This is a genomic window from Hansschlegelia beijingensis, from assembly GCF_045505405.1.
GTDB lineage: Bacteria > Pseudomonadota > Alphaproteobacteria > Rhizobiales > Methylopilaceae > Methylopila > Methylopila beijingensis_A.
The window spans coordinates 1-18,186 of the sequence record NZ_JBJKEX010000032.1; the positions used below are offsets into that span (position 1 = coordinate 1).

Below are 18,186 nucleotides of genomic sequence, written 5' to 3' on the forward strand. Positions count from 1 at the left end.
GTGTTCCGTGCCCTGAGGGCGGTCGCCGCGCCGACGACGGACGCCGCGGCGGCCGCCCTCAGGGCACGGAACACCGGTCCCGTCACCCCGCCACGACGGTCTTCAGGTCGATGCCAAGCAGATGGCGCACGACCGGAGCCTCGGGCCCGACATGGAAGCGCCGGGTCGCCTGCTGCAAGTCCGCGTCGGCATTGGAGACGCGCTTGTGCTGGCGAAGGTGCTCGGCCCAGCTTTCGACCAGGAACCACTCGACGATCTTTTCCGGATCCTCGGCGTCCTCCGTCACGCCGCAGGCATAGGCGCCGTCGCGCCGCCGTTCGCCGGCGAGCCTCGCCATGGCCTCGAGGAAGCCGGTCCGATCCTCCCGGCGCACGCGGTATTCGATCTGGATCAGCACCGGGCCGCGGTCGTGCTCCACGGGGGCGGCCGTCAAAGGCTCCGGCCAATGGTTCGAGGGCGTGAGGTCCGTCTCGCCCTTCGGCAGCACGCGGCGACGCAGCAGGAGGCCTGCGGCGGCGAGGCACGCGGCCGCGACCAGCAGGGTCGACGCGACGCCGAGGCGATAGGCGACCAGACCCCACAGGAGGCTGCCGCCCGTCATCGCGCCGTTGAAGACTGTGAGATAGACGGCGAGCCCGCGCCCCCGCACCCAGTTCGGCAGGATCGCCTGGGCGGCGCCGTTCAGCGTCGTCAGCGCGACGATCCAGGCGACGCCGAGCAGCAGGAGGCCGGCGAGCGCGACGGGCTTCGGGGGCGCGAAGGAGAGGCCGGCCATCACCAGGGCCGCGACGATCGCGGCGAACAGCAGCAGCCCGTCGGTCCCGAGCCGGGTCCGCAAGCTCGGCATCACCAGGGCGCCGAGGATGGCGCCGAGCCCGACCGCGCCGAGCAGCAGGCCGTAGAAGCTCGCGTCGCCTCCGAGCAGGCTGCGTGCGACCAGCGGCAGAAGGGCCCAGACGGCGCTGGCGCACGCGAAGAAGACGCCCGCGTGGAACAGCACGCGATGAAGCTCGCGGCTCGCCTTGGCGTAGCGGAGCCCCGCCCGGAAGGCGCCCGGGAAGCGCTCGGCGAGGACGTCGTCGGCCGCCTTCGGCCGCGGCCACCAGAGGAGTGCGGCGATCACCAGCACGTAGGATGCGACGTCGACGCCATAGGTCGCGGCAGCGCCCGCGACGCCGAGCAGAACGCCGCCCGCCGCCGGACCGATCGAGCGTGCGATGTTGATGCCGAGCGAGTTCAGCGCCACGGCGTCGCGGAGCTCTCCCCGCGGCACGAGCTCGGGCACGATCGACTGCCAGGTCGGCCCCATCAGGGCCGCGCCGACGCCGCCCACGAAGGTGAGCGCGACCAGCGAATAGACCGTGAGGCCCCCCGAAGCCGCAAGGAGCGCGAGCGTAAGGCTGGTCGTCCCGAGCAGCACCTGGATGGCGATCAATAGCTTCCGGCGGTCGATGATGTCGGAAAGGACGCCCGCAGGAATCGCCAGCAGGAAGATCGGGAGCGTCGCGGCCGCCTGGACCAGCGAGACCGCGACGGGAGAGGCGGCGAGGTCGGTCACGAGCCAGGCGCTCGCGACGTCGCGCATGAAGGATCCGATATTGCCGACGACCGTGGCGACCCACAGCACGACGAAGACTGGCCGGCGAAGCGGAGCGAAGGCGTTCTGGGCGGCTTGGGTCATGGCGGTCTCGTTCCGCGTGTTCGACTGGCCGTCGTCTCCCGGCTTGCCCGGAAGAGGACGGCCAGTTCATCGGACGCCGCGTGACGGTGGTCCGAACGCCGCCGCACAGGCGAGGGCGTGACAGTGAGGACGGCGGGCTATCAGGACTTCACGAAGGCCAGGAGGTCCGCGTTGAGGACATCCGCGTTGACGGTGAGCATGCCGTGCGAGAGGCCCGGATAGGTCTTCAGGGTCCCGTTCTTCAGCAGCTTCACCGACAGTCGCGCCGAGGCGTCGATCGGCACGATCTGGTCGTCCTCGCCGTGCAGCACCAGCGTCGGGACCGAGATCGCCTTGAGGTCCTCGGTCTGGTCGGTCTCCGAGAACGCCTTGATGCCGTCGTAGTGCGCCTTGGCGGAGCCCGTCATGCCCTGCCGCCACCAGTTCTGGATCACCCCCTCGTCGACCTTCGCGTCCGGCCGGTTGAAGCCGTAGAACGGGCCGGCCGGAAGGTCGCGGAAGAACTGGGCGCGGTTCGCCGCGGTGGCGGCGCGCAAGCCGTCGAACACCTCGACCGGCAGACCGCCGGGGTTCGCCTCGGTCTTCAGCATGATCGGCGGCACCGCGCTGACCAGCACCGCCTTGGCGACGCGGCCCTGCGGCTCGCCGTATCTGGCGACATAGCGCGCGACCTCGCCGCCCCCGGTCGAATGGCCGATGTGGATCGAATTCTTCAGGTCGAGATGCTCGGCCACCGCCGAGGCGTCGGCGGCGTAGTGGTCCATGTCGTGGCCGTCCCAGACCTGCGTGGAGCGGCCGTGGCCCCGGCGGTCATGCGCGATGACGCGATAGCCCTTCGACAGGAAGAACAGAAGCTGCGCGTCCCAGTCGTCAGATGACAACGGCCAGCCATGGTGGAACATGATCGGTTGCGCGTCTTTCGGACCCAAATCCTTGTAAAAGATGTCGACCCCGTCTTTGGTCTGCACGAATGCGCTGGTCATAATGTGTCCTCCATGAGGGCGGGTGGCCGACGAAATCTTTGTGCCTGCGGCTACGGCAGTAAAGGAGACGAGTGCTGCGGAGCGTAAGTCGTGATCGGAGCCGCTCGTTTCACACCGCCCAGCACGCGCAGCCGAGCGCGCCCCAGAATGTCTTGAGGTCGCCGACAGGCAGCCGGCCCGACGCGGCGCGGGCATGGTCGTGGCCGTGTACGCCGCAGGCGGTGGCGCAGCCGCAGGCGACCGACTGGAGGCGAAGCGCCGTGTCCTTCCTGGCCTCCGCCTTCCAGGCGCCGTAGCCGCCATAGGCGCGCACCGGCGACCAGTCCGGCATGGCCGGAGGAACCTCGGTCTCGTCGAGCTTCGCGAAGTCCTCCTTGGCGAAAACAACCTTGCCGCCGACCACCGTGAGGTCGGAGGTGATCGCCGAAATCTCGTCGGGCGCGCAGGCGAAGTAGTCCCGGTCGGGCACGATGAAATCGGCCAGCATGCCGGGCGCGATGCGGCCCTTCTTGCCCTCCTCGTTCGAGAACCAGGTGACGTTCTCGGTCCACATCCTGAGCGCCGTCTCGCGGTCGAGGAGGCTTCGGGCGGCATAGAGCTTCAGTCCGCCGACGGTGCGGCCGGTGGCGAGCCAGGACAGCGAGACCCACGGATTGTAGGAGGCGACGCGGGTGGCGTCGGTCCCGGCCGAGACCTTCACGCCCTTGTCCAGCATCCGCGCGAAGGGCGGCGTTTCCTCCGCGGCGTCGGCCCCGTAGCGCTCGACGAAGTATTCGCCCTGATAGGCCATGCGGTGCTGCACCGCGACGCCGCCGCCGAGCGCCGCGACCCGGTCGATCGAGCGCTCCGAGATGGTCTCGGCGTGGTCGAAGAACCAGTTCAGGCCCTTCAGCGGGATCTCCTGGTCGACCTTCTCGAACACGTCGAGCGCACGCGAGATCGTCTCGTCATAGGTCGCGTGCATCCGCCACGGCCAGCGGTTCTCGGCCAGCACCCGGACCACGCCTTCGAGGTCGCCCTCCATCTCGGCCGGCATTTCGGGCCGCGGCTCGCGGAAATCCTCGAAATCGGCGGCCGAGAAGACCAGCATCTCGCCCGCGCCGTTGTGACGGAAGTAATCGTCGCCCTGGCGGTACTTGGACGTCCTGGTCCAGTTGAGGAAATCCTCCTTCTCCTGCTTCGCCTTCTGGGTGAAGAGGTTGTAGGCGAGCCGGATGGTGAGCTGGCCTTCGTCGGCGAGCTTCTGGATGACCACGTAGTCGTCCGGATAGTTCTGGAAGCCCCCGCCCGCGTCGATCGCGCCCGTGACGCCGAGGCGGTTCAGGTCGCGCATGAAGTGGCGCGTGGAGTTGACCTGATACTCGAGCGGCAGCTTCGGACCCTTGGACAGCGTCGAATAGAGGATGCCGGCGTTGGGTTTTGCGAGCAGCAGGCCGGTCGGCTCGCCCTTGGCGTCGCGGGTGATCTCGCCGCCCGGCGGGTTCGGCGTGTCCTTGCCGTAGCCCACCGCCCTCAGCGCCGCGCCGTTCAGCAGCGCGCGGTCATAGAGGTGGAGGATGAACACGGGGGTCTCCGGCGCGACCTGATTGAGCTCCTCGATGGTCGGCAGGCGCTTTTCCGCGAACTGGTTTTCGGTGAAGCCGCCCACGACCCGCACCCATTGCGGCGGCGGGGTGACGGCGACCTGCGCGCGCAGCATGTCCATCGCGTCCTTCAACGACGGCACGCCGTCCCAGCGCAGCTCCATGTTGAAGTTGAGCCCGCCGCGGATGATGTGGAGGTGGTTGTCGATCAGGCCCGGCAACACACTCCGGCCCTTGAGGTCGACGATCTTCGTGTCGGGCCCGCGATGGGCCATGACCTCGCTCTCGCGGCCGACCGCAAGGAAGCGTCCGTCCTTGATCGCGAACGCTTCAGCGGTCGGCGCCGAACGGTCGAGCGTCGTCACCAGGGCGTTGATCAGGATGAGGTCTGCGGTCGTCGCGTCGATCATTTTCGTCCCTTCGGCGGGCGCGGCTCGGGCCGGCGAGATGAGGCCTGCGGCGAGTGCGGCGGCGGCCGCGCCGAAGCTCGCTTCGCGGCGCGTCGGGCTCATGGGCGTGTCTCCCGTTCAAACGGAAATGCGAGGGTCCACGAGGGCGCGGCCGTTAGCGGCGCGCGCCCTCGCGGTCGTCAGGACGAGGCGCCGCTGCCGAGGACGGCGCGGAACGTGATCTCGACGAGCTGTTCGGGCTTGGCGAGCCGCGGCGTGCCGACCAGCGTGCTGGCGCAGCGCGGCATGTCGGTCCGGTAGACTTCTTTTCTGACCTTGGGCGCGGTCGCGAAGGCCGCGTCCATGTCGAGGACGAAAAGCGTCTCCTCGACGACGTCGTCGAAGCTCGCTCCGAACCGCTCCAGCAGACGCCCCGCATTCTCGTAGGTCTGGCGGATCTGCTGCTCCATGCCCGAGACGTCGATGAGCTTGCCGGCGTCGTCGAGCCTCGCGGGCCCAACGATCCGGCCCTCGTCGTCATGGCCGAGCTGCCCCGCAAGGTAGATCGTGTCCCGATACTGGACCGCCTGATAGTATCCGAAGATCTTTTCCCAGGGCGCTCCGAGGTTTTCGAGCCGCTTCACGCTCGCGTCGCCGCGATCGGTCATGATCGTCCTCCCGAGTTGACAGTGGTCGTGCCGCGCGGTCGGGGCGGGGCTCTAGTGGCCGCCTTCGGACGCGCCGAACATGGTCTTGGCGTAGACGATCCCGAGCCCGTAGGCGCCGCCGTACTTCTTCGCCACGCCGGTGGTGAAGTCGTAGGTCTCGGCGCGGGCCCAGTCGCGCTGGAGCTCGAGGATGTACTGGAGCGAGGTCATCGGGCGGACGCCCGCTTGGATCATGCGCTCCATGGCGCGCTCATGCGCCTCGTCGGAGACGTCGCCGCAGGCGTCGGCGATGACGTAGGCCTCGAAGCCCTGGTCGATCGCCGAAAGCGTCGGGCCCACGATGCAGACCGACGTCCAGAGGCCCGCGAACACCAGCCGCTTCCTGCCGATCCGGTTGACCTCGTCGATGACGGCCGCGTCCTCCCAGGTGTTCATCGAGGTGCGGTCGAGCAGCTTCTGCCCAGGAAACGCGTCGGTGATTTCTGAGAACATCGGGCCCGAGAAGCTTTTCTCGGCGACCGTGGTCAGAATGGTGGGCACGCCGAAGCCCTTGGCCGCATGGCTGATAAGAGCGGCGTTGTTGCGCAACTCGATGGCGTCGATCGACTTGGTCGCGAACGACATCTGCGACTGAAAGTCGATCAGGATGAGCGCGTGGTTCGCCGGCGAGATGAGATTGGAGCCGGGCGTCGGGGTGGCGGTGACGGTCATAGTCAGCTCCATGTCTGGCTGAGTGGTGGCGGTCGCGCTCAGCGGAGCGGCCCGCTTTGAGCGGCGGCGATGCAGGCGGTGAGGTCGCCGGGAGAAATCGGCTTTGTCAGATAGGAGAATATTCCGGCGGCGAGCGCCTGCCGGCGCCCGGCTTCGGTCGGATAGGCGGTCATAAGCGCCATCGGGATCGACGCGCCGACAGCGAGGAGGCGGCGGCGAAGATCGAGCCCGGTGATTTCCGGCATGCGCTGATCCGCAATCAAGAGACCTGTTCTCCCGAGTTCATCCGAGGCGAGAAATTCCGCGGCGCTCGCGAAGCCGACGGCGTCGTGGCCCATCGAACGGAGCAGTCCCGTCACGGCGGCGCGCGAGGCGCCGTCGTCGTCCACGACAGAAATCAGCAAAGCCACGCGGTCGCGCCTCGATGGGCCCGATCCTTTCCGCGACGGCGGATCCGATCGAACGTGCGCGGATGAAAGCCGGCGAAAGAGTTGGCTTCAATTATACGGTGGCGCCGACGATCTAACCCCGGCTCGGCGCCCTCGGGATGGTCAGCTGGCCGCAGGCCGGTTCGGATCAGCCAACAGGCGGTCCCAGAACCGCACGAGGTCGGGGAGGGTGGTCGCCTGCATCTTCCGCATGATGTGACCACGATGAACCTTCACCGTGATCTCGCTCAGTTCGAGCTCGGCCGCGATCTGCTTGTTGAGCTTTCCGGTCGCCACCAGCGCCATGACTTCGCGCTCACGTGGCGTGAGCGCGTTGAAGCGGTCCCTCAGCGTCTGCGCATCGGCGAGAGCCGACCGTCGTGCCCGGTCGATCTCGAGGGCGCGGTGAACCGCGTCGAGCAGATCCTGCTGCCGGAAGGGCTTCGTCAGGAACTCGACCGCGCCGGCCTTCATCGCGGCGACCGACATCGCGATGTCGCCATGCCCGGTGATGAAGACGATCGGCAGCGACCGGCCGGTGAGCGCGAGCTCACGCTGGAACTCGATCCCGCTCTGGCCCGGCAGCCTGACGTCCAGAACGATGCAGGCCGCCGCGTCCCCGGGCTCGGCCAGCGCGAACGCCTTCGTTGACGCAAACGTCCGCACGTCCTGCCCCACCGAGCGGAACAGGTTCTCGAGCGAGGCGCGGACCGCCGCATCGTCGTCGACAACGAACACGATCGAGCCGGACTGGGTCATGATCCCGCCATCCCTTGCGCGTGGTCGTCGGCGGCCGGCAGCGCGACCGTGAATGTCGAGCCCGCCGAACCGTTCGCGGTCGCCCAGATCCGCCCGCCATGCGCCTCGACGATCGAGCGGCAGATCATCAGGCCCATGCCGAGTCCCGCCGGCTTCGTGGTGACGAACGGCTCGAACAGGCTCGAGGCGTCTTCGGCGCCGAGCCCTTCGCCCGTATCGGTGACCGAGATCAGCACGTCGTTTGGCGCCTGCGCGGCCGTCCTGATCACGAGGAGTCTGGGGCGATCCGCCACGTCGGTCATCGCCTCGACGGCGTTCGTGGCGAGGTTCGAGACCACCTGCTGAAGCTGGACGGCGTTGCCGACGACCGGCGGCGCCCCCTCGGCGAGATCGACCTGCACGGCGGCGCCGCCGAGGCGCGCATGGCGACGGATCTCGGGCAGCATTTCGGTGACGACTTCGTTCAGGTCCACCATGACCCGCTCGCGCGTGTCCTTTCTGAACAGGGTCCGGATCGCCTCGATCACCTTGCCCGCCCGATGTCCCTCTGACGCGATGAGGTCGAGCGCGCCCTTGCATTCCGTCACGTTCGGCTCGGGCCTGTCCAGCCAGAGCAGCCCGGCGTCGGCGTTGGTCACCATGCTCGCCAGGGGCTGGTTCAGTTCGTGCGCGATCGAGGCCGACAACGCCTCCAGACTGGCGAGGCGCATCTGGCTGGCGCGCCGCTCCAGGACGATGGAGCGCACGAGATGCGCGTAAAGCGCCGTCGTTTCCCACATCATCTGGAACAGCACGACGCTGGCCGCCGCGAGGCCGAAGCCTCGTCCCGCCCACCAGCCGACGCTCAGCCGCCCGGAACTGATGAACGACAGCAGCACGATCTCGAGCAGCAGCGCGAAGAGAACGACGAGCAGCCACAGATCGAGGACCGAGCGAGGGCCCCTCAGCAGGGCGCCGATCGCGGCGACGTAGAGCACGACGGATGCGCCGGCCACGTAAGTCCAGAGGCTCGACGCCTCCATTCTGCCGGCCATCAGCTTCGGCATGTTCTGGTCGTACGCGACGATCACGGCCGTCGCGACGACCGTGACCGCGCAGACCAGAAAGACGGCGCCCGAAATCGCGCGCCAGCCTGACCAGACCCGAAGGCTTCCCTGCGGAAACCGTGCGCCGCGCAGCAGCGCGTAGGCGAGCACGAACACCGGAAACCCGCATCGCCGTATCGCCGCAATCGCCGCGGTGGTCTGCTGGCCCGCGTCCAGAAGTCCGTGTTCCGCGAACACACCCGGGAAAGTCAGCGCCCAGGGAACAGCAAGCAGCCCGACGAACAGGTAGCCGACCGCGAGAAAAAGAACTCCCGGCGCCGGTTGGGCCGAAAACAGAGCGAGCAGAAGGGCGGCGGTGAGGACGTCATTGATCAGGATGGCGGTCGTGTAGGCCGGCAGCGCGGCTTCCGTGCCCGGCAGCTGGACGCGGGCGAAGGGCAGGGCGGCGAAGAACGCCAGAAGAAGCGCGGCCGCCACCCAGATGGCGAGCAGCGCCTGCGCTCGTGTCGGAGGTCGATCGTGCAGCAGCATCTGGAGTCGACCGTCTGGCCGGCCTGGTGTGGCCCGTCCGGCATCCTTACCAGACGCCAGCTGTCGATTGTCGAGCCGGCGTAGTGAAACGTTCGTGGGTCTGAAGCCCATCACCCGTCTTGTCGGCGTTCCGGTGCTGGATGCATTGGGAGACCCGGAGCGGCTTCCATCCCGCAGATGCGGCCCACGAAGTCGAGGAAGGCGCGCACCTTGGCCGGCGTCTGACGCCGCGAGGGATAGAGGGCGTAGAGCGGGAAGCGCTCCTCGGCCAATCCGTCAGCACCTGAGTCAGACGCCCGTCGGAAAGCCACGGCGCAAGGCCCGACTCGAAGCTCTGGAAGAGGCCGCCCCCGGCCTCGCAGGCCGCCAGAGCGGCGGATGGGTCGTCGATCACGACACGTCCCTTGACCCTGGTCGTGACCGTCTCGCCCGCCCTGTGGAACTCCCACGGGAAGGGCCGGCCGGTCTCCGGATCGCGGAACAGCAGGACATCGTGTTGAACGACGTCTGCCGGGCTCTGCGGGATCCCTCGCCGCGCGAGGTAAGCCGGGGCCGCGCAGGTGACGACCCGCGTCTCCAGAAGCTTCCGGGCGATCATCGCTGAATCCGGCGGCGATCCGAACCGCACCGCCACATCGACGCCGCCATGCATCATCTCCTCGCGGTGGTTGCTGACCACGAACTCAAGCTGAAGCTCCGGATGCAGGCGCAGAAGCTCCGGAAGGCGGGGCGCCAGGATCACCCGGGCGAACCAGGGATCGGTGTTGACCTTCAATCGCCCGCGGACGTGGACGGTCGCAGCGCCGGCGCCCTCCGCAGCGTCCTGGATCGCCGCCAGCAGCGGTGAGACCTCTGCGTGAAAGCGGCGGCCTTCCTCCGTGAGCTCGACGAGACGCGGCGTGCGGTGGAACAAGCGAACGCCCAACTGGGCTTCGAGCCGTGCGATCGCGCGGCTCACCCCCGATGGCGTCAGCCCGAGCTCGTCTCCCGCACGGGCGAACCCTCCGCGGTCGACCACCGCGATCATCACGCCAATGCCCGACAGCAAGCGCGCGTCGAAACTCATGATGACCTCTCGTCATCACAGAGTGCCTTTAATTGCGCTGGCGGCAACTGGCTTCGAGCAGGAAATTCTGGCTCCGAAACAGGGAGCGCCGCGATGAAGCTGCAAGGAAAGAAGGTCGTCCTCCTAGGTGGCACTTCGGGCATCGGGTTGGCCGTCGCGCAGGCCGCGACCGCCGAGGGCGCCGAGGCGGTCATCGCTTCGAGCAACCCGGGCCGCGTCAACGAAGCGCTGGCCGTGATGCCCGCGGGCTCCACGGGTCGTGTCGTCGACCTTCTCGACGCCGGCGCTATCGCCGGCTTCTTCGAGACCGTCGGGGCGTTCGACCATCTGGTCTACACGGCCGGTGAAGCGCTGAAGCTGTCCCCCGTGGCCTCGATGAGCCTGGACGAGGCGCGGACATTCTTCGAGTTGCGCTACTGGGGCGCCCTCGCAGCGGCGAAGGCCGCCCAAGGCAAGCTCCGGCCCGGCGGCTCCATCGTCTTCACGTCCGGCATCGCGGGAGCGAGGCCGGGCCCCGGCTGGTCGGCGGCCGCGAGCATCTGTTCGGCCATGGAAGGCCTCACCCGTGCGCTCGCCGTGGAGCTGGCGCCTCTGCGCGTCAACATCGTCTCGCCGGGCGTCGTACGCTCGCCGCTCTGGCGCGATATGGACGATGCGGTTCGCAGCGCCTTCTATGTCGACCAGGCGGATCGTCTGCCGGTCGGACATGTGGGCGAGCCGGAAGAGGTGGCTCAGGCCTATGTCTACCTGATGGCTCAGACCTACGGCACGGGGCAGACGCTCGTGGTGGACGGAGGCGGCGTCCTGGTCTGATCCTGGCGCTGGGGCGCTGGTCGTTGGCTCAGGGCCTGCGGCGCAGGATGCGGTAATAGCGCAGGCAGGCGTCCCGCATCTTCGGCCAGAACGCGAGGAAGCCGATGCCGAGCGCCAGCAGCAGGATGGCGACGAAGATGTTGACGGCGCCGAAGTTGACGGCGTCGCGGGCGACGAAAAGCGCCGTGACCCAGCTCGCCAGAGCAAGCGAAAGCCTTACGAACCAGTTCAGCATGCCCCATCTCCCAAGCAGGCGCCTTGGCCCGGAAAGGCCATCGCGACGTCCGACGACCGTGTGAAAGCGGTTGTCCGCATAGATGATGGCGCCGTCCGCGTCCTAATCACGTGACCAGCGTCACTTAGAGGTGGATGATCGAACCGAGTTCCTTCTCTGGCATCAAGGAGGACGACCTGACATGGCCAACATGATGACCGCCGCCGTGGCGCGGTCCTTTGGACAGCCGCTCCGGATCGAGCAGCTTCCCGTTCCGGAGCCTGCGCCCGAGCAGGTCCTGGTGCGGATCGAGGCGACCGGGGTCTGCCACACTGATCTTCACGCGGTGAACGGCGACTGGCCGGTGAAGCCCGCGCTCCCGTTCATCCCGGGCCACGAAGGCGTCGGCGTGGTCGTCGGCGTGGGGCGCTCGGTCAAGCGGGTGCGGGAAGGCGACCGCGTCGGCATCCCCTGGCTTCACACCGCCTGCGGGTACTGCCCGTACTGCCGCACGGGCTGGGAGACGCTCTGCGGCCAGCAGCAGAACACCGGCTACTCGGTCAACGGCAGCTTCGCGGAATACGCCCTCGCCGACCCCAACTATGTCGGCCGCATCCCGGACGCTCTCGACTGGGGTCCCGCCGCGCCCGTCCTTTGCGCCGGCGTCACGGTCTACAAGGGCCTCAAGGAGACCGAGGTGAAGCCCGGCGAATGGGTGGCGGTGTCGGGCGTCGGCGGGCTCGGCCATATGGCCGTGCAGTACGCCAGGGCGATGGGCATGCATGTCGCCGCCATCGACATCCACCCGGACAAGCTCGACCTCGCCACGTCGCTCGGCGCCGAGATCGCGCTGAATGCGAAGGAGGTCGATCCAGCGACGGAGCTGCAGAAGCGCCTCGGCGGCGTCCATGGCGTGCTCGTCACGGCCGTGTCGCCGTCGGCCTTCGAGCAGGCCTTCGGCGTCCTGCGTCCGCACGGCACCATGGCGCTCGTCGGGCTGCCGCCCGGCCGGTTCGCGATGCCGATCTTCGACACGGTGCTTAAGCGCATCACGGTGCGCGGCTCGATCGTCGGGACCCGCCAGGACCTCGAAGAGGCGCTCGAATTCGCCGGCGACGGCGCGGTCGCCGCGCATTTCAGCTGGGACACGATGGAGAACATCAACGCCGTCTTCGAGCGCATGGAGCAGGGCGGCGTCGACGGCCGGATCGTCCTGCGGATGGGCCACTGAGGCGCGCCGGGCGCGCCGCTCGGGCGGGCTGAGCTCTGTGGCCGGAACTGCGGCTCCTCCAAACCGCCAACGACGTTCCGCTGTCAGGCCGCCACGCCCGCGATGCAGCGCGAGCGTGTTAGCTTGATCGGAATGGACACCGCGCATCTCCTCGTTCGGGCTTTGGATCTCGTCGGGACCTTCGTGTTCGCCATAAGCGGGGCGATGCTCGGATCCAGGCAGGGGATGGACCTGTTCGGGGTTCTGGTTCTCGCCTTCGTCACCGCGGTGTTCGGCGGGATCGTCCGCGACCTCCTGATCGGCGCGCTTCCGCCGGCCGCCATCGCGAGCTGGCATTACCTCGTCGTGGCGATGGCGGCGGGTCTGTTGACCTTCTGGTTCCACGAGCGGCTCGAGCGCCTGCGTCACCCGGTTCTGTTCTTCGACGCTGTCGGTCTCGGCGTCTTCGCCGTGGTCGGGACCCAGAAGGCGCTCGACGCCGCGCTGAACTGGCCGATGGCGGCCGTGCTCGGGATGATCAGCGGCGTCGGCGGCGGCATGATCCGCGACGTGCTCGCCGCCCGGACCCCGGTGGTCTTGCGGTCCGACATCTACGCCGTCGCAGCGCTGGCCGCCGGGCTTGTAGTCGTGGCCGGATTCTATCTGGAGCTCCCGGAGACCCTCGTCACCCTCGCGGGCGCCGCGACATGCGTCTTCCTGCGCATGACGGCGATCTACTGGAACTGGAGGCTTCCCAGCGTGAAGCCTCCGGAATGAACCGCGCAAAGCGGCGCCTGACGCCGAAAGCTTCCACGAGACCGGCCTCGAGCGTGCGCTCCGTCAGTCGCCGCTCCATTCGATGCTTGCCCGGAGGCCGCCCGAAGCGCCCCTGGAGAGGTGAAGCTGGCCGCCGGTCGCGGCCGCGAGGTCTCGTGTGATCGCGAGGCCGAAGCCGGTGCCCGGGACCGTCTCGTCCCAGCGTCGCCCGCGGTCCACCGCGGCCATCTCGGAGGCGTCCATTCCTGCGCCGTCGTCCTCGATCACGATGGACCCTCCGGCGCCTGCGGTCGCGGCCGTGACGACCACCTCCCGCCCGGCCCATTTCCGGGCGTTGTCGATCAGGTTGCCGAGCATCTCGAGCAGTTCGCCCTCGCCGGCGGGATAGGCGGCGTCCGGGGGAACGTCCACGCGCCAGTCTATCCGCTCCGCGCCGGGCAGGCGCTTCATCGCCGACACCAGCTGGTCGATCACCGGCGCGATCGGCGTGCGGCGCTGTCGAAGCCCGGACCCCGCCGCGCTTCGGGCCCGCGCGAGCGCGCGCGACACCTGCTCCTGCATGGCCAGCGACTGCTCCTCGATCTCGACCGCGAGCCCCGGCTCCCGATCCCTGATGCGGCGCGCCAGCGCGTCGAGCACCGCGAGCGGCGTCTTGAGGCCGTGCGCCATGTCGGCGGCTTGCCTGCGCGCGCGCTCGAGGGCCTCCTCCTGCTGCGCGATCAGCCTGTTGAGGTCGTCGACGAGCGGCTGGACCTCGGTCGGATAACCGCCGCGCAGCCGGCCGGCGCGTCCCTCACGCAGGGTCTGGAGCTCCGCGCGGAGCGCCCTGAAGGGGCTCAGCGCGCGATGTACGAAGGCCGCCATGGCGAGCGCCAGCAGGACGCCGAGCGCCGCGAGCGAGATCGGCAGCAGCCTCAGCACCATGCCGCGGCTCGCCGCCAGCTGCGCACGGTCCATCGCGACGGTGATCACCACGAGCGGCTCACCCGGAGCGGACTTGATCCGCACCGTCCTGAACACCGCGATCAGCGATCCGCCGTCCGGGCCCGGCAGGTCCGCCGACGCGTGGTGGGCCATGTCGGCGGAGGGGGAACGGGGAAGCGCGAGGGACTTGTCCCACAGCGAACGCGAGCGCAGCGGCTTCCTGCCTGCGCTCTCGATCTGCCAGTAGAGGCCGCCATAGGGGGTCGCGTAGCGCGGATCGCCCGGAGGTTGCTCCACCACGATGTCGCCGGCCCCGTCGAAACCGACGTTCCCTGCAAGCAGCTTCGCGGTGTGGTTCAGCTCGTCGGCCGTGCGGCGGTCGAGCGCCGCCTCGAAAATCAGGAACAGGCCTACGCCGCCGGCGAGCAGCGCGAGCGCGACCAGCGCGGCGGCCGCGACGCTCAGCCTGAGGCGCAGCGACCCGTGCGTCACTGCAGGCCGGCCGGAACGACGTAGCCATGGCCGCGCCGCGTCTCGATCACCGCGGGGCCGAGCTTCCGGCGCAGCCGCGCCACGAGCGCCTCGATCGCGTTGGCCTCGCGGTCGGTTCCGCTCTCGTAGACATGATCGAGCAGTTCGCCCGCCGAAACGACGTCGCCCCGGCGGTGGAGGAGATAGGCGAACAGCCGGTATTCGAGCGGCGTAAGCGACAGCGCCTCACCCGAAACCGTGACCAGCTTGGTCCGCGGGTCGAGTTCGACATCGCCGGCGCGCAGGATAGGGGAGGCATGGCCTGCGGTGCGACGCAGCACCGCGTGAAGGCGCGCGACCAGCTCCTCCATGCGGAACGGCTTCGAAAGATAGTCGTCAGCGCCGGCGTTGATGCCGTCCACCCGCTCCCGCCAGCCGTCGCGCGCGGTGAGGATCAGGACCGGCAGCGCGTTGTTCGCGCCGCGCAGCTTCCTGAGGACGCTCAGCCCGTCGAGCTTCGGCAGCCCGAGATCAAGGATCATGGCGTCGTAAGTCTCGACGTCGGCCTGGAACCACGCGGCTTCGCCGTCGCCTGCCACGTCGACCGCGAAACCCGCCTGTTCGAGGCCCCGCCGGATGTCGGCGGCGATCCGCGGCTCGTCCTCGACCACCAGCACGCGCACGGTCAGTCGATCTCCAGGATCGCCAGCGACTGCGCGTCGATCTCGACCTCGCGTCGCTCGCCCTCTGCGGTCAGCACCTTGATCTCGTAGATCCACCGCCCGTCGTCGCGCTCAAGCTCGACCTTCACGACCTCGCCCGGCAGCGCCTTGCGGGCGGCGGCGAGCACCTGGTCGAGCGGCCGGATCTCGCCGCGCTCGAGCGCCTGCCGCGCGCGATCCTGGTCGCTCGCGTCCGCCGACGCTGGAGCGGCCTGCTGCAGAAGCAGGAGACAAAGGCTTGCGGCCGCGAGGGCCGCGACGGGTTTCGGCATGGCGAGAGCTTACGGGCCCGAAGCTGATAATCCGCTGACAAAGCCTATCAGGGAAACATGGGCTCGGGCTGCGAGAAGGGCGCCATCAACCGAACGCAGGAGACCTCACATGACGAACACCTCCAGGATCGGCCTCGCCGCCCTGCTCTCGCTCGGCCTTGCGACGCCGGCCCTCGCGGACCGCCCCGGAGCCGACTGGATCAGCATCGAGCAGGCGGCCCAGAAGGCCAAGGACGCGGGCTACGCCGAGGTCACGGAGATCGAGGCCGATGACGGCCGCTGGGAGGCCAAGGGCGTGAAGAACGGCCAGGTCTACGAGTTCCACATCGACCCGAAGACCGGCGCGATCTCGAACGAGCATCTCGACGACTGAGCAGGCCTCAAAGGTTCCGGCTCATCGAAGCCGGGACCGAGCCTCTCGCCCGGACGTCGCTCCTCCGGAATGCGCCGCCTCGAAACCCGAGGCGGCGCTTCAAGCAGGCGGCGTTTGATCAGGCCGCGCGCGCGGACGTCCGTTCCTCCCGCTCCGCCAGCGGGTGCGTGCGCAGGCGATCAGGATCGTAGAAGGGCGTGCGGACGACGTGAGCCCGCGCCGCGCCCTTCGACGAGCGGATCTCGAACTCGGTCCCGAACGCGGTCAGGTCCGGCGTCACCTGCGCGAGCGCGAGCGACTTCATCAGGTGGCGGCTGTAGGTGGTGGAGTTCACGCGGCCGACCTCGCGCCCGTCCTTCAGCGCCTTCGCGCCCGGCCTTCAGCGCCTTCGCGCCCGGCTCGATGGCCTCGTGCGCCTCGATCTCGAGACCGACATTGGCGTAGCGGATCTCGGTCTTGCGGCGGACCAGCGCGTCCTTGCCGTTGAAGTCCGGCTTGGAGAGATCGACCGTCCAGTCGGCGCCGACCTCCCAGGGAGTCTCGTGCCGTTCGGCATGTCGAAGGGGCGGATCCGGAGGAAAGAACCGCCGCGATCGAGCGAGCCAGCCTGCTTACGCGCATAACCGCGATCGCCGAGATGGCGGCGTCGAGGATGGCCCTCTGGCGGCGCCTGCGCCGCCTCTGTTTCTCGGAACCGAGGCGCCGACCTTAACCCGGCACGGACGACTTGGAGGCTCTGAGCCATTTCCGGGCAGCCGTGAGGCTGCCCGGAGCGCTGCTTTCGTCAGTTCCTAACCCGCTCCACGGCAGGTCTTCGGCCTGTTCCGCCGCGTCAAACGCGCGCCCGCGGCAGACCTCCGGCCGGCTTCTCACCGAGAGTGGCGGGAGACCCAAAGTTGGGAACAGGCCGGTCTGCAAGCCACTGATGACGCTGGCCTATTCGGAACCCGTTTTAGAGCTGACCCAAAGTTGGGTAGCTAATGGAGCCAAAGTTAGGAACTCCGCTACGGCTACACGCCGGATGTCCTACAGGCCCACATCAACTCTCTTCATGACGAAGCTGACGCACTGCGACGGTTGATGCGTACGACCGCCTGAGCCGGGCGCCCCTCCCCAGAACCGCTACCAGCCATCCTTCGGGCGTTTTTCTCATGCCCCGGCGCAATCGCTGGACCTGCAGGCGCCGCCGTTCTTTGGAGCCGCATGGCCACGCCCGCCAAAGCCAAGCTCGCTGAGATCGAGAGACGGATAGGCGAACTTACCAAGCTGCTGATCCGAGCGCCTGACGCCGCCGCCGAGGCAGAGCGGCAGGACCGCGACGGTACGACCCACCTTCGCCGGAGCCTGGTGCTACAGGCCGCCGTCAGCTCGCTTCATGAGGAGGCCGACGCGCTACGGCGAGCGATGACCAAGACTGGCTGATCCGGACGCCGCCTCGTCGCGCTTCGCAGTTAGCAACTCGATGCGGTTTTGTAGATCTTCCTTGATCCTGTTGGCTGCGCTGCTGTTGAGGTGCAGGCCGAGGAACTTCTCCTGGAGCTCGCGCAAGGCTGCCGCGCATCGAACGGCGTCGCCTTCGAAACCCCGCAAGATAGGCGTCGATTGCGGAGATACCCTGTTCGGCTGCGTCGGCGTTCTGCATCCCCGAGGCGACCGTGAAGGCGACCAGGCAGTCGGTCATGGTTGTCATAGCCAACTCCGAATTGGGATTGGCTTTAGGGCATATCACGCGCCGAGAACGCAAGCGGGCCGCCGAACGGGGCTTTCACATGCGCCAAGAGCGCCCCGGGTGGCTCTCGATGAGGTTCAGCCATGAAGGCCCGGCGCTGGGCGCCAGCTGACCAGCACCCGCCCTCCGGTCGCTGGCGGCAGTCAACTCGGTGGTTCTGAGGTCGATTCCAGCTCAGCCGAAACTGAACCGCTCCGGGATTCCCGGAGGCTCCAACTCCTGAGTAGGATGGAGCGATGACGAGCAAGACGACGAACAAGTTTTCGCCTGAGGTGCGCGCTCGCGCGGTGCGGATGGTGCTGGAGCACGAGGGCGAGCATCCATCGCGATGGGCGGCGATCATGTCGATCGCGGGCAAGATTGGGTGCACGGCGCAGACGCTGAACGAGTGGGTGAAGAAGGCTGAGGTCGACAGCGGCCGCAAGCCCGGCCTGACCACGGATCTAGCGGCCAAGCTCAAGACGCTGGAACGTGAGAACCGCGAGCTTCGGCAAGCCAACGAGATCCTGCGCAAAGCGTCGGCGTATTTTGCCCAGGCGGAGCTCGACCGCCCGTTCAAGCGATGATCGCCTTCATCGACGATCACCGTGGGGCCTATGGGGTCGAGCCGATCTGCAGGGTGTTGCCGATCGCCCCGTCGACCTACCGCGCTCATGCCTCCCAACGCACCGATCCGACCAAGCTCTCGATCAGGGCGAGGCGGGACGCCGCCCTGCTGCCGGAGGTCCAGCGTGTTTTTGACGAGAACTTCCGGGTCTATGGCGTGCGCAAGGTCTGGCGGCAGTTGATGCGCGAGGGGCATCGGATCGCCCGCTGCACAGTGGCGCGCCTGATGC

Annotated in this window: 19 protein-coding genes, 1 pseudogene and 1 other annotated feature; of the genes and pseudogenes, 6 read left to right on the plus strand and 14 right to left on the minus strand. The window is 68.3% G+C overall.

Annotated features, from left to right (window positions below):
• Positions 1-82: 82 nt before the first annotated feature.
• The 9 genes from ACIKT0_RS03825 to ACIKT0_RS03865 all read right to left on the minus strand — a co-directional run bounded on the left by ACIKT0_RS03825 (position 83) and on the right by ACIKT0_RS03865 (position 9,845).
• Entirely contained in the window at positions 83-1,681 is a 1,599-nt protein-coding gene (locus tag ACIKT0_RS03825; RefSeq protein WP_407104076.1) for an MFS transporter, read from the minus strand.
• Between the two features lie 140 nt (positions 1,682-1,821).
• Complete coding sequence (locus ACIKT0_RS03830) at positions 1,822-2,664, minus strand: alpha/beta fold hydrolase (RefSeq protein WP_407104077.1); 843 nt, start codon at positions 2,662-2,664, stop codon at positions 1,822-1,824.
• Between the two features lie 109 nt (positions 2,665-2,773).
• On the minus strand, positions 2,774-4,759 hold the full coding sequence (locus tag ACIKT0_RS03835; protein WP_407104078.1) for an amidohydrolase: 1,986 nt from the start codon (positions 4,757-4,759) through the stop codon (positions 2,774-2,776).
• 77 nt (positions 4,760-4,836) lie between these two features.
• Positions 4,837-5,304, minus strand: a complete 468-nt coding sequence (locus ACIKT0_RS03840) for a Rid family hydrolase (RefSeq protein ID WP_407104079.1) — start codon at positions 5,302-5,304, stop codon at positions 4,837-4,839.
• Positions 5,305-5,355: 51 nt separating this feature from the next.
• Positions 5,356-6,015: a hydrolase gene (locus ACIKT0_RS03845; protein WP_407104080.1), complete on the minus strand. Its 660-nt coding sequence runs from the start codon at positions 6,013-6,015 to the stop codon at positions 5,356-5,358.
• Positions 6,016-6,053: 38 nt separating this feature from the next.
• The gene (locus ACIKT0_RS03850; protein ID WP_407104081.1) at positions 6,054-6,425 is read right to left on the minus strand and encodes a response regulator transcription factor; all 372 of its coding nucleotides are present in this window, start codon (positions 6,423-6,425) and stop codon (positions 6,054-6,056) included.
• 141 nt (positions 6,426-6,566) lie between these two features.
• On the minus strand, positions 6,567-7,202 hold the full coding sequence (locus tag ACIKT0_RS03855; RefSeq protein ID WP_407104082.1) for a response regulator transcription factor: 636 nt from the start codon (positions 7,200-7,202) through the stop codon (positions 6,567-6,569).
• Positions 7,199-8,779 carry an MASE4 domain-containing protein gene (locus ACIKT0_RS03860; RefSeq protein WP_407104083.1) on the minus strand — a complete coding sequence of 527 codons (1,581 nt, stop codon included), beginning with the start codon at positions 8,777-8,779 and terminating at the stop codon, positions 7,199-7,201. The genes ACIKT0_RS03855 and ACIKT0_RS03860 overlap by 4 nt, the downstream gene beginning before the upstream one ends.
• Before the next feature lie 46 nt (positions 8,780-8,825).
• Positions 8,826-9,845 (minus strand): LysR family transcriptional regulator, encoded by a 1,020-nt coding sequence (locus tag ACIKT0_RS03865; RefSeq protein ID WP_407104084.1) that lies wholly within the window; start codon positions 9,843-9,845, stop codon positions 8,826-8,828.
• A gap of 93 nt (positions 9,846-9,938) precedes the next feature.
• On the opposite strand from ACIKT0_RS03865, the gene ACIKT0_RS03870 reads away from it, so the two are divergent.
• Positions 9,939-10,658 carry an SDR family oxidoreductase gene (locus ACIKT0_RS03870; protein WP_407104085.1) on the plus strand — a complete coding sequence of 240 codons (720 nt, stop codon included), beginning with the start codon at positions 9,939-9,941 and terminating at the stop codon, positions 10,656-10,658.
• Between the two features lie 28 nt (positions 10,659-10,686).
• On the opposite strand, the gene ACIKT0_RS03875 is transcribed toward ACIKT0_RS03870, so the two are convergent.
• A complete protein-coding gene (locus ACIKT0_RS03875) occupies positions 10,687-10,893 on the minus strand; it encodes a hypothetical protein (protein ID WP_407104086.1) in 207 nt (68 codons plus the stop codon).
• Positions 10,894-11,074: 181 nt separating this feature from the next.
• On the opposite strand from ACIKT0_RS03875, the gene ACIKT0_RS03880 reads away from it, so the two are divergent.
• Positions 11,075-12,103, plus strand: a complete 1,029-nt coding sequence (locus ACIKT0_RS03880) for a zinc-dependent alcohol dehydrogenase (protein ID WP_407104087.1) — start codon at positions 11,075-11,077, stop codon at positions 12,101-12,103.
• A gap of 132 nt (positions 12,104-12,235) precedes the next feature.
• Positions 12,236-12,859, plus strand: coding sequence for a trimeric intracellular cation channel family protein (locus ACIKT0_RS03885; RefSeq protein WP_407104094.1), 624 nt, complete (start codon positions 12,236-12,238; stop codon positions 12,857-12,859).
• Between the two features lie 63 nt (positions 12,860-12,922).
• On the opposite strand, the gene ACIKT0_RS03890 is transcribed toward ACIKT0_RS03885, so the two are convergent.
• From ACIKT0_RS03890 to ACIKT0_RS03900, 3 genes are read right to left on the minus strand one after another with little or no spacing between them, the layout of a single operon-like run.
• Positions 12,923-14,275 (minus strand): sensor histidine kinase, encoded by a 1,353-nt coding sequence (locus tag ACIKT0_RS03890; protein ID WP_407104088.1) that lies wholly within the window; start codon positions 14,273-14,275, stop codon positions 12,923-12,925.
• Entirely contained in the window at positions 14,272-14,937 is a 666-nt protein-coding gene (locus tag ACIKT0_RS03895; RefSeq protein WP_407104089.1) for a response regulator transcription factor, read from the minus strand. The genes ACIKT0_RS03890 and ACIKT0_RS03895 overlap by 4 nt, the downstream gene beginning before the upstream one ends.
• 2 nt (positions 14,938-14,939) lie before the next feature.
• Positions 14,940-15,248, minus strand: coding sequence for a PepSY domain-containing protein (locus ACIKT0_RS03900; RefSeq protein WP_407104090.1), 309 nt, complete (start codon positions 15,246-15,248; stop codon positions 14,940-14,942).
• A 109-nt stretch (positions 15,249-15,357) separates the two neighbouring features.
• On the opposite strand from ACIKT0_RS03900, the gene ACIKT0_RS03905 reads away from it, so the two are divergent.
• Positions 15,358-15,621, plus strand: coding sequence for a PepSY domain-containing protein (locus ACIKT0_RS03905; protein ID WP_407104091.1), 264 nt, complete (start codon positions 15,358-15,360; stop codon positions 15,619-15,621).
• 118 nt (positions 15,622-15,739) lie between these two features.
• On the opposite strand, the gene ACIKT0_RS03910 is transcribed toward ACIKT0_RS03905, so the two are convergent.
• The gene (locus ACIKT0_RS03910; protein WP_407104092.1) at positions 15,740-15,955 is read right to left on the minus strand and encodes a glycine cleavage T C-terminal barrel domain-containing protein; all 216 of its coding nucleotides are present in this window, start codon (positions 15,953-15,955) and stop codon (positions 15,740-15,742) included.
• 869 nt (positions 15,956-16,824) lie between these two features.
• On the opposite strand from ACIKT0_RS03910, the gene ACIKT0_RS03915 reads away from it, so the two are divergent.
• A complete protein-coding gene (locus tag ACIKT0_RS03915; RefSeq protein WP_407104093.1) occupies positions 16,825-17,043 on the plus strand; it encodes a hypothetical protein in 219 nt (72 codons plus the stop codon).
• Between the two features lie 543 nt (positions 17,044-17,586).
• Positions 17,587-18,186 (plus strand): annotated as a pseudogene (locus ACIKT0_RS03920) (IS3 family transposase); the annotation flags it as partial.
• Positions 17,871-17,987 (plus strand) — a sequence feature (AL1L pseudoknot). It overlaps the preceding pseudogene by 117 nt.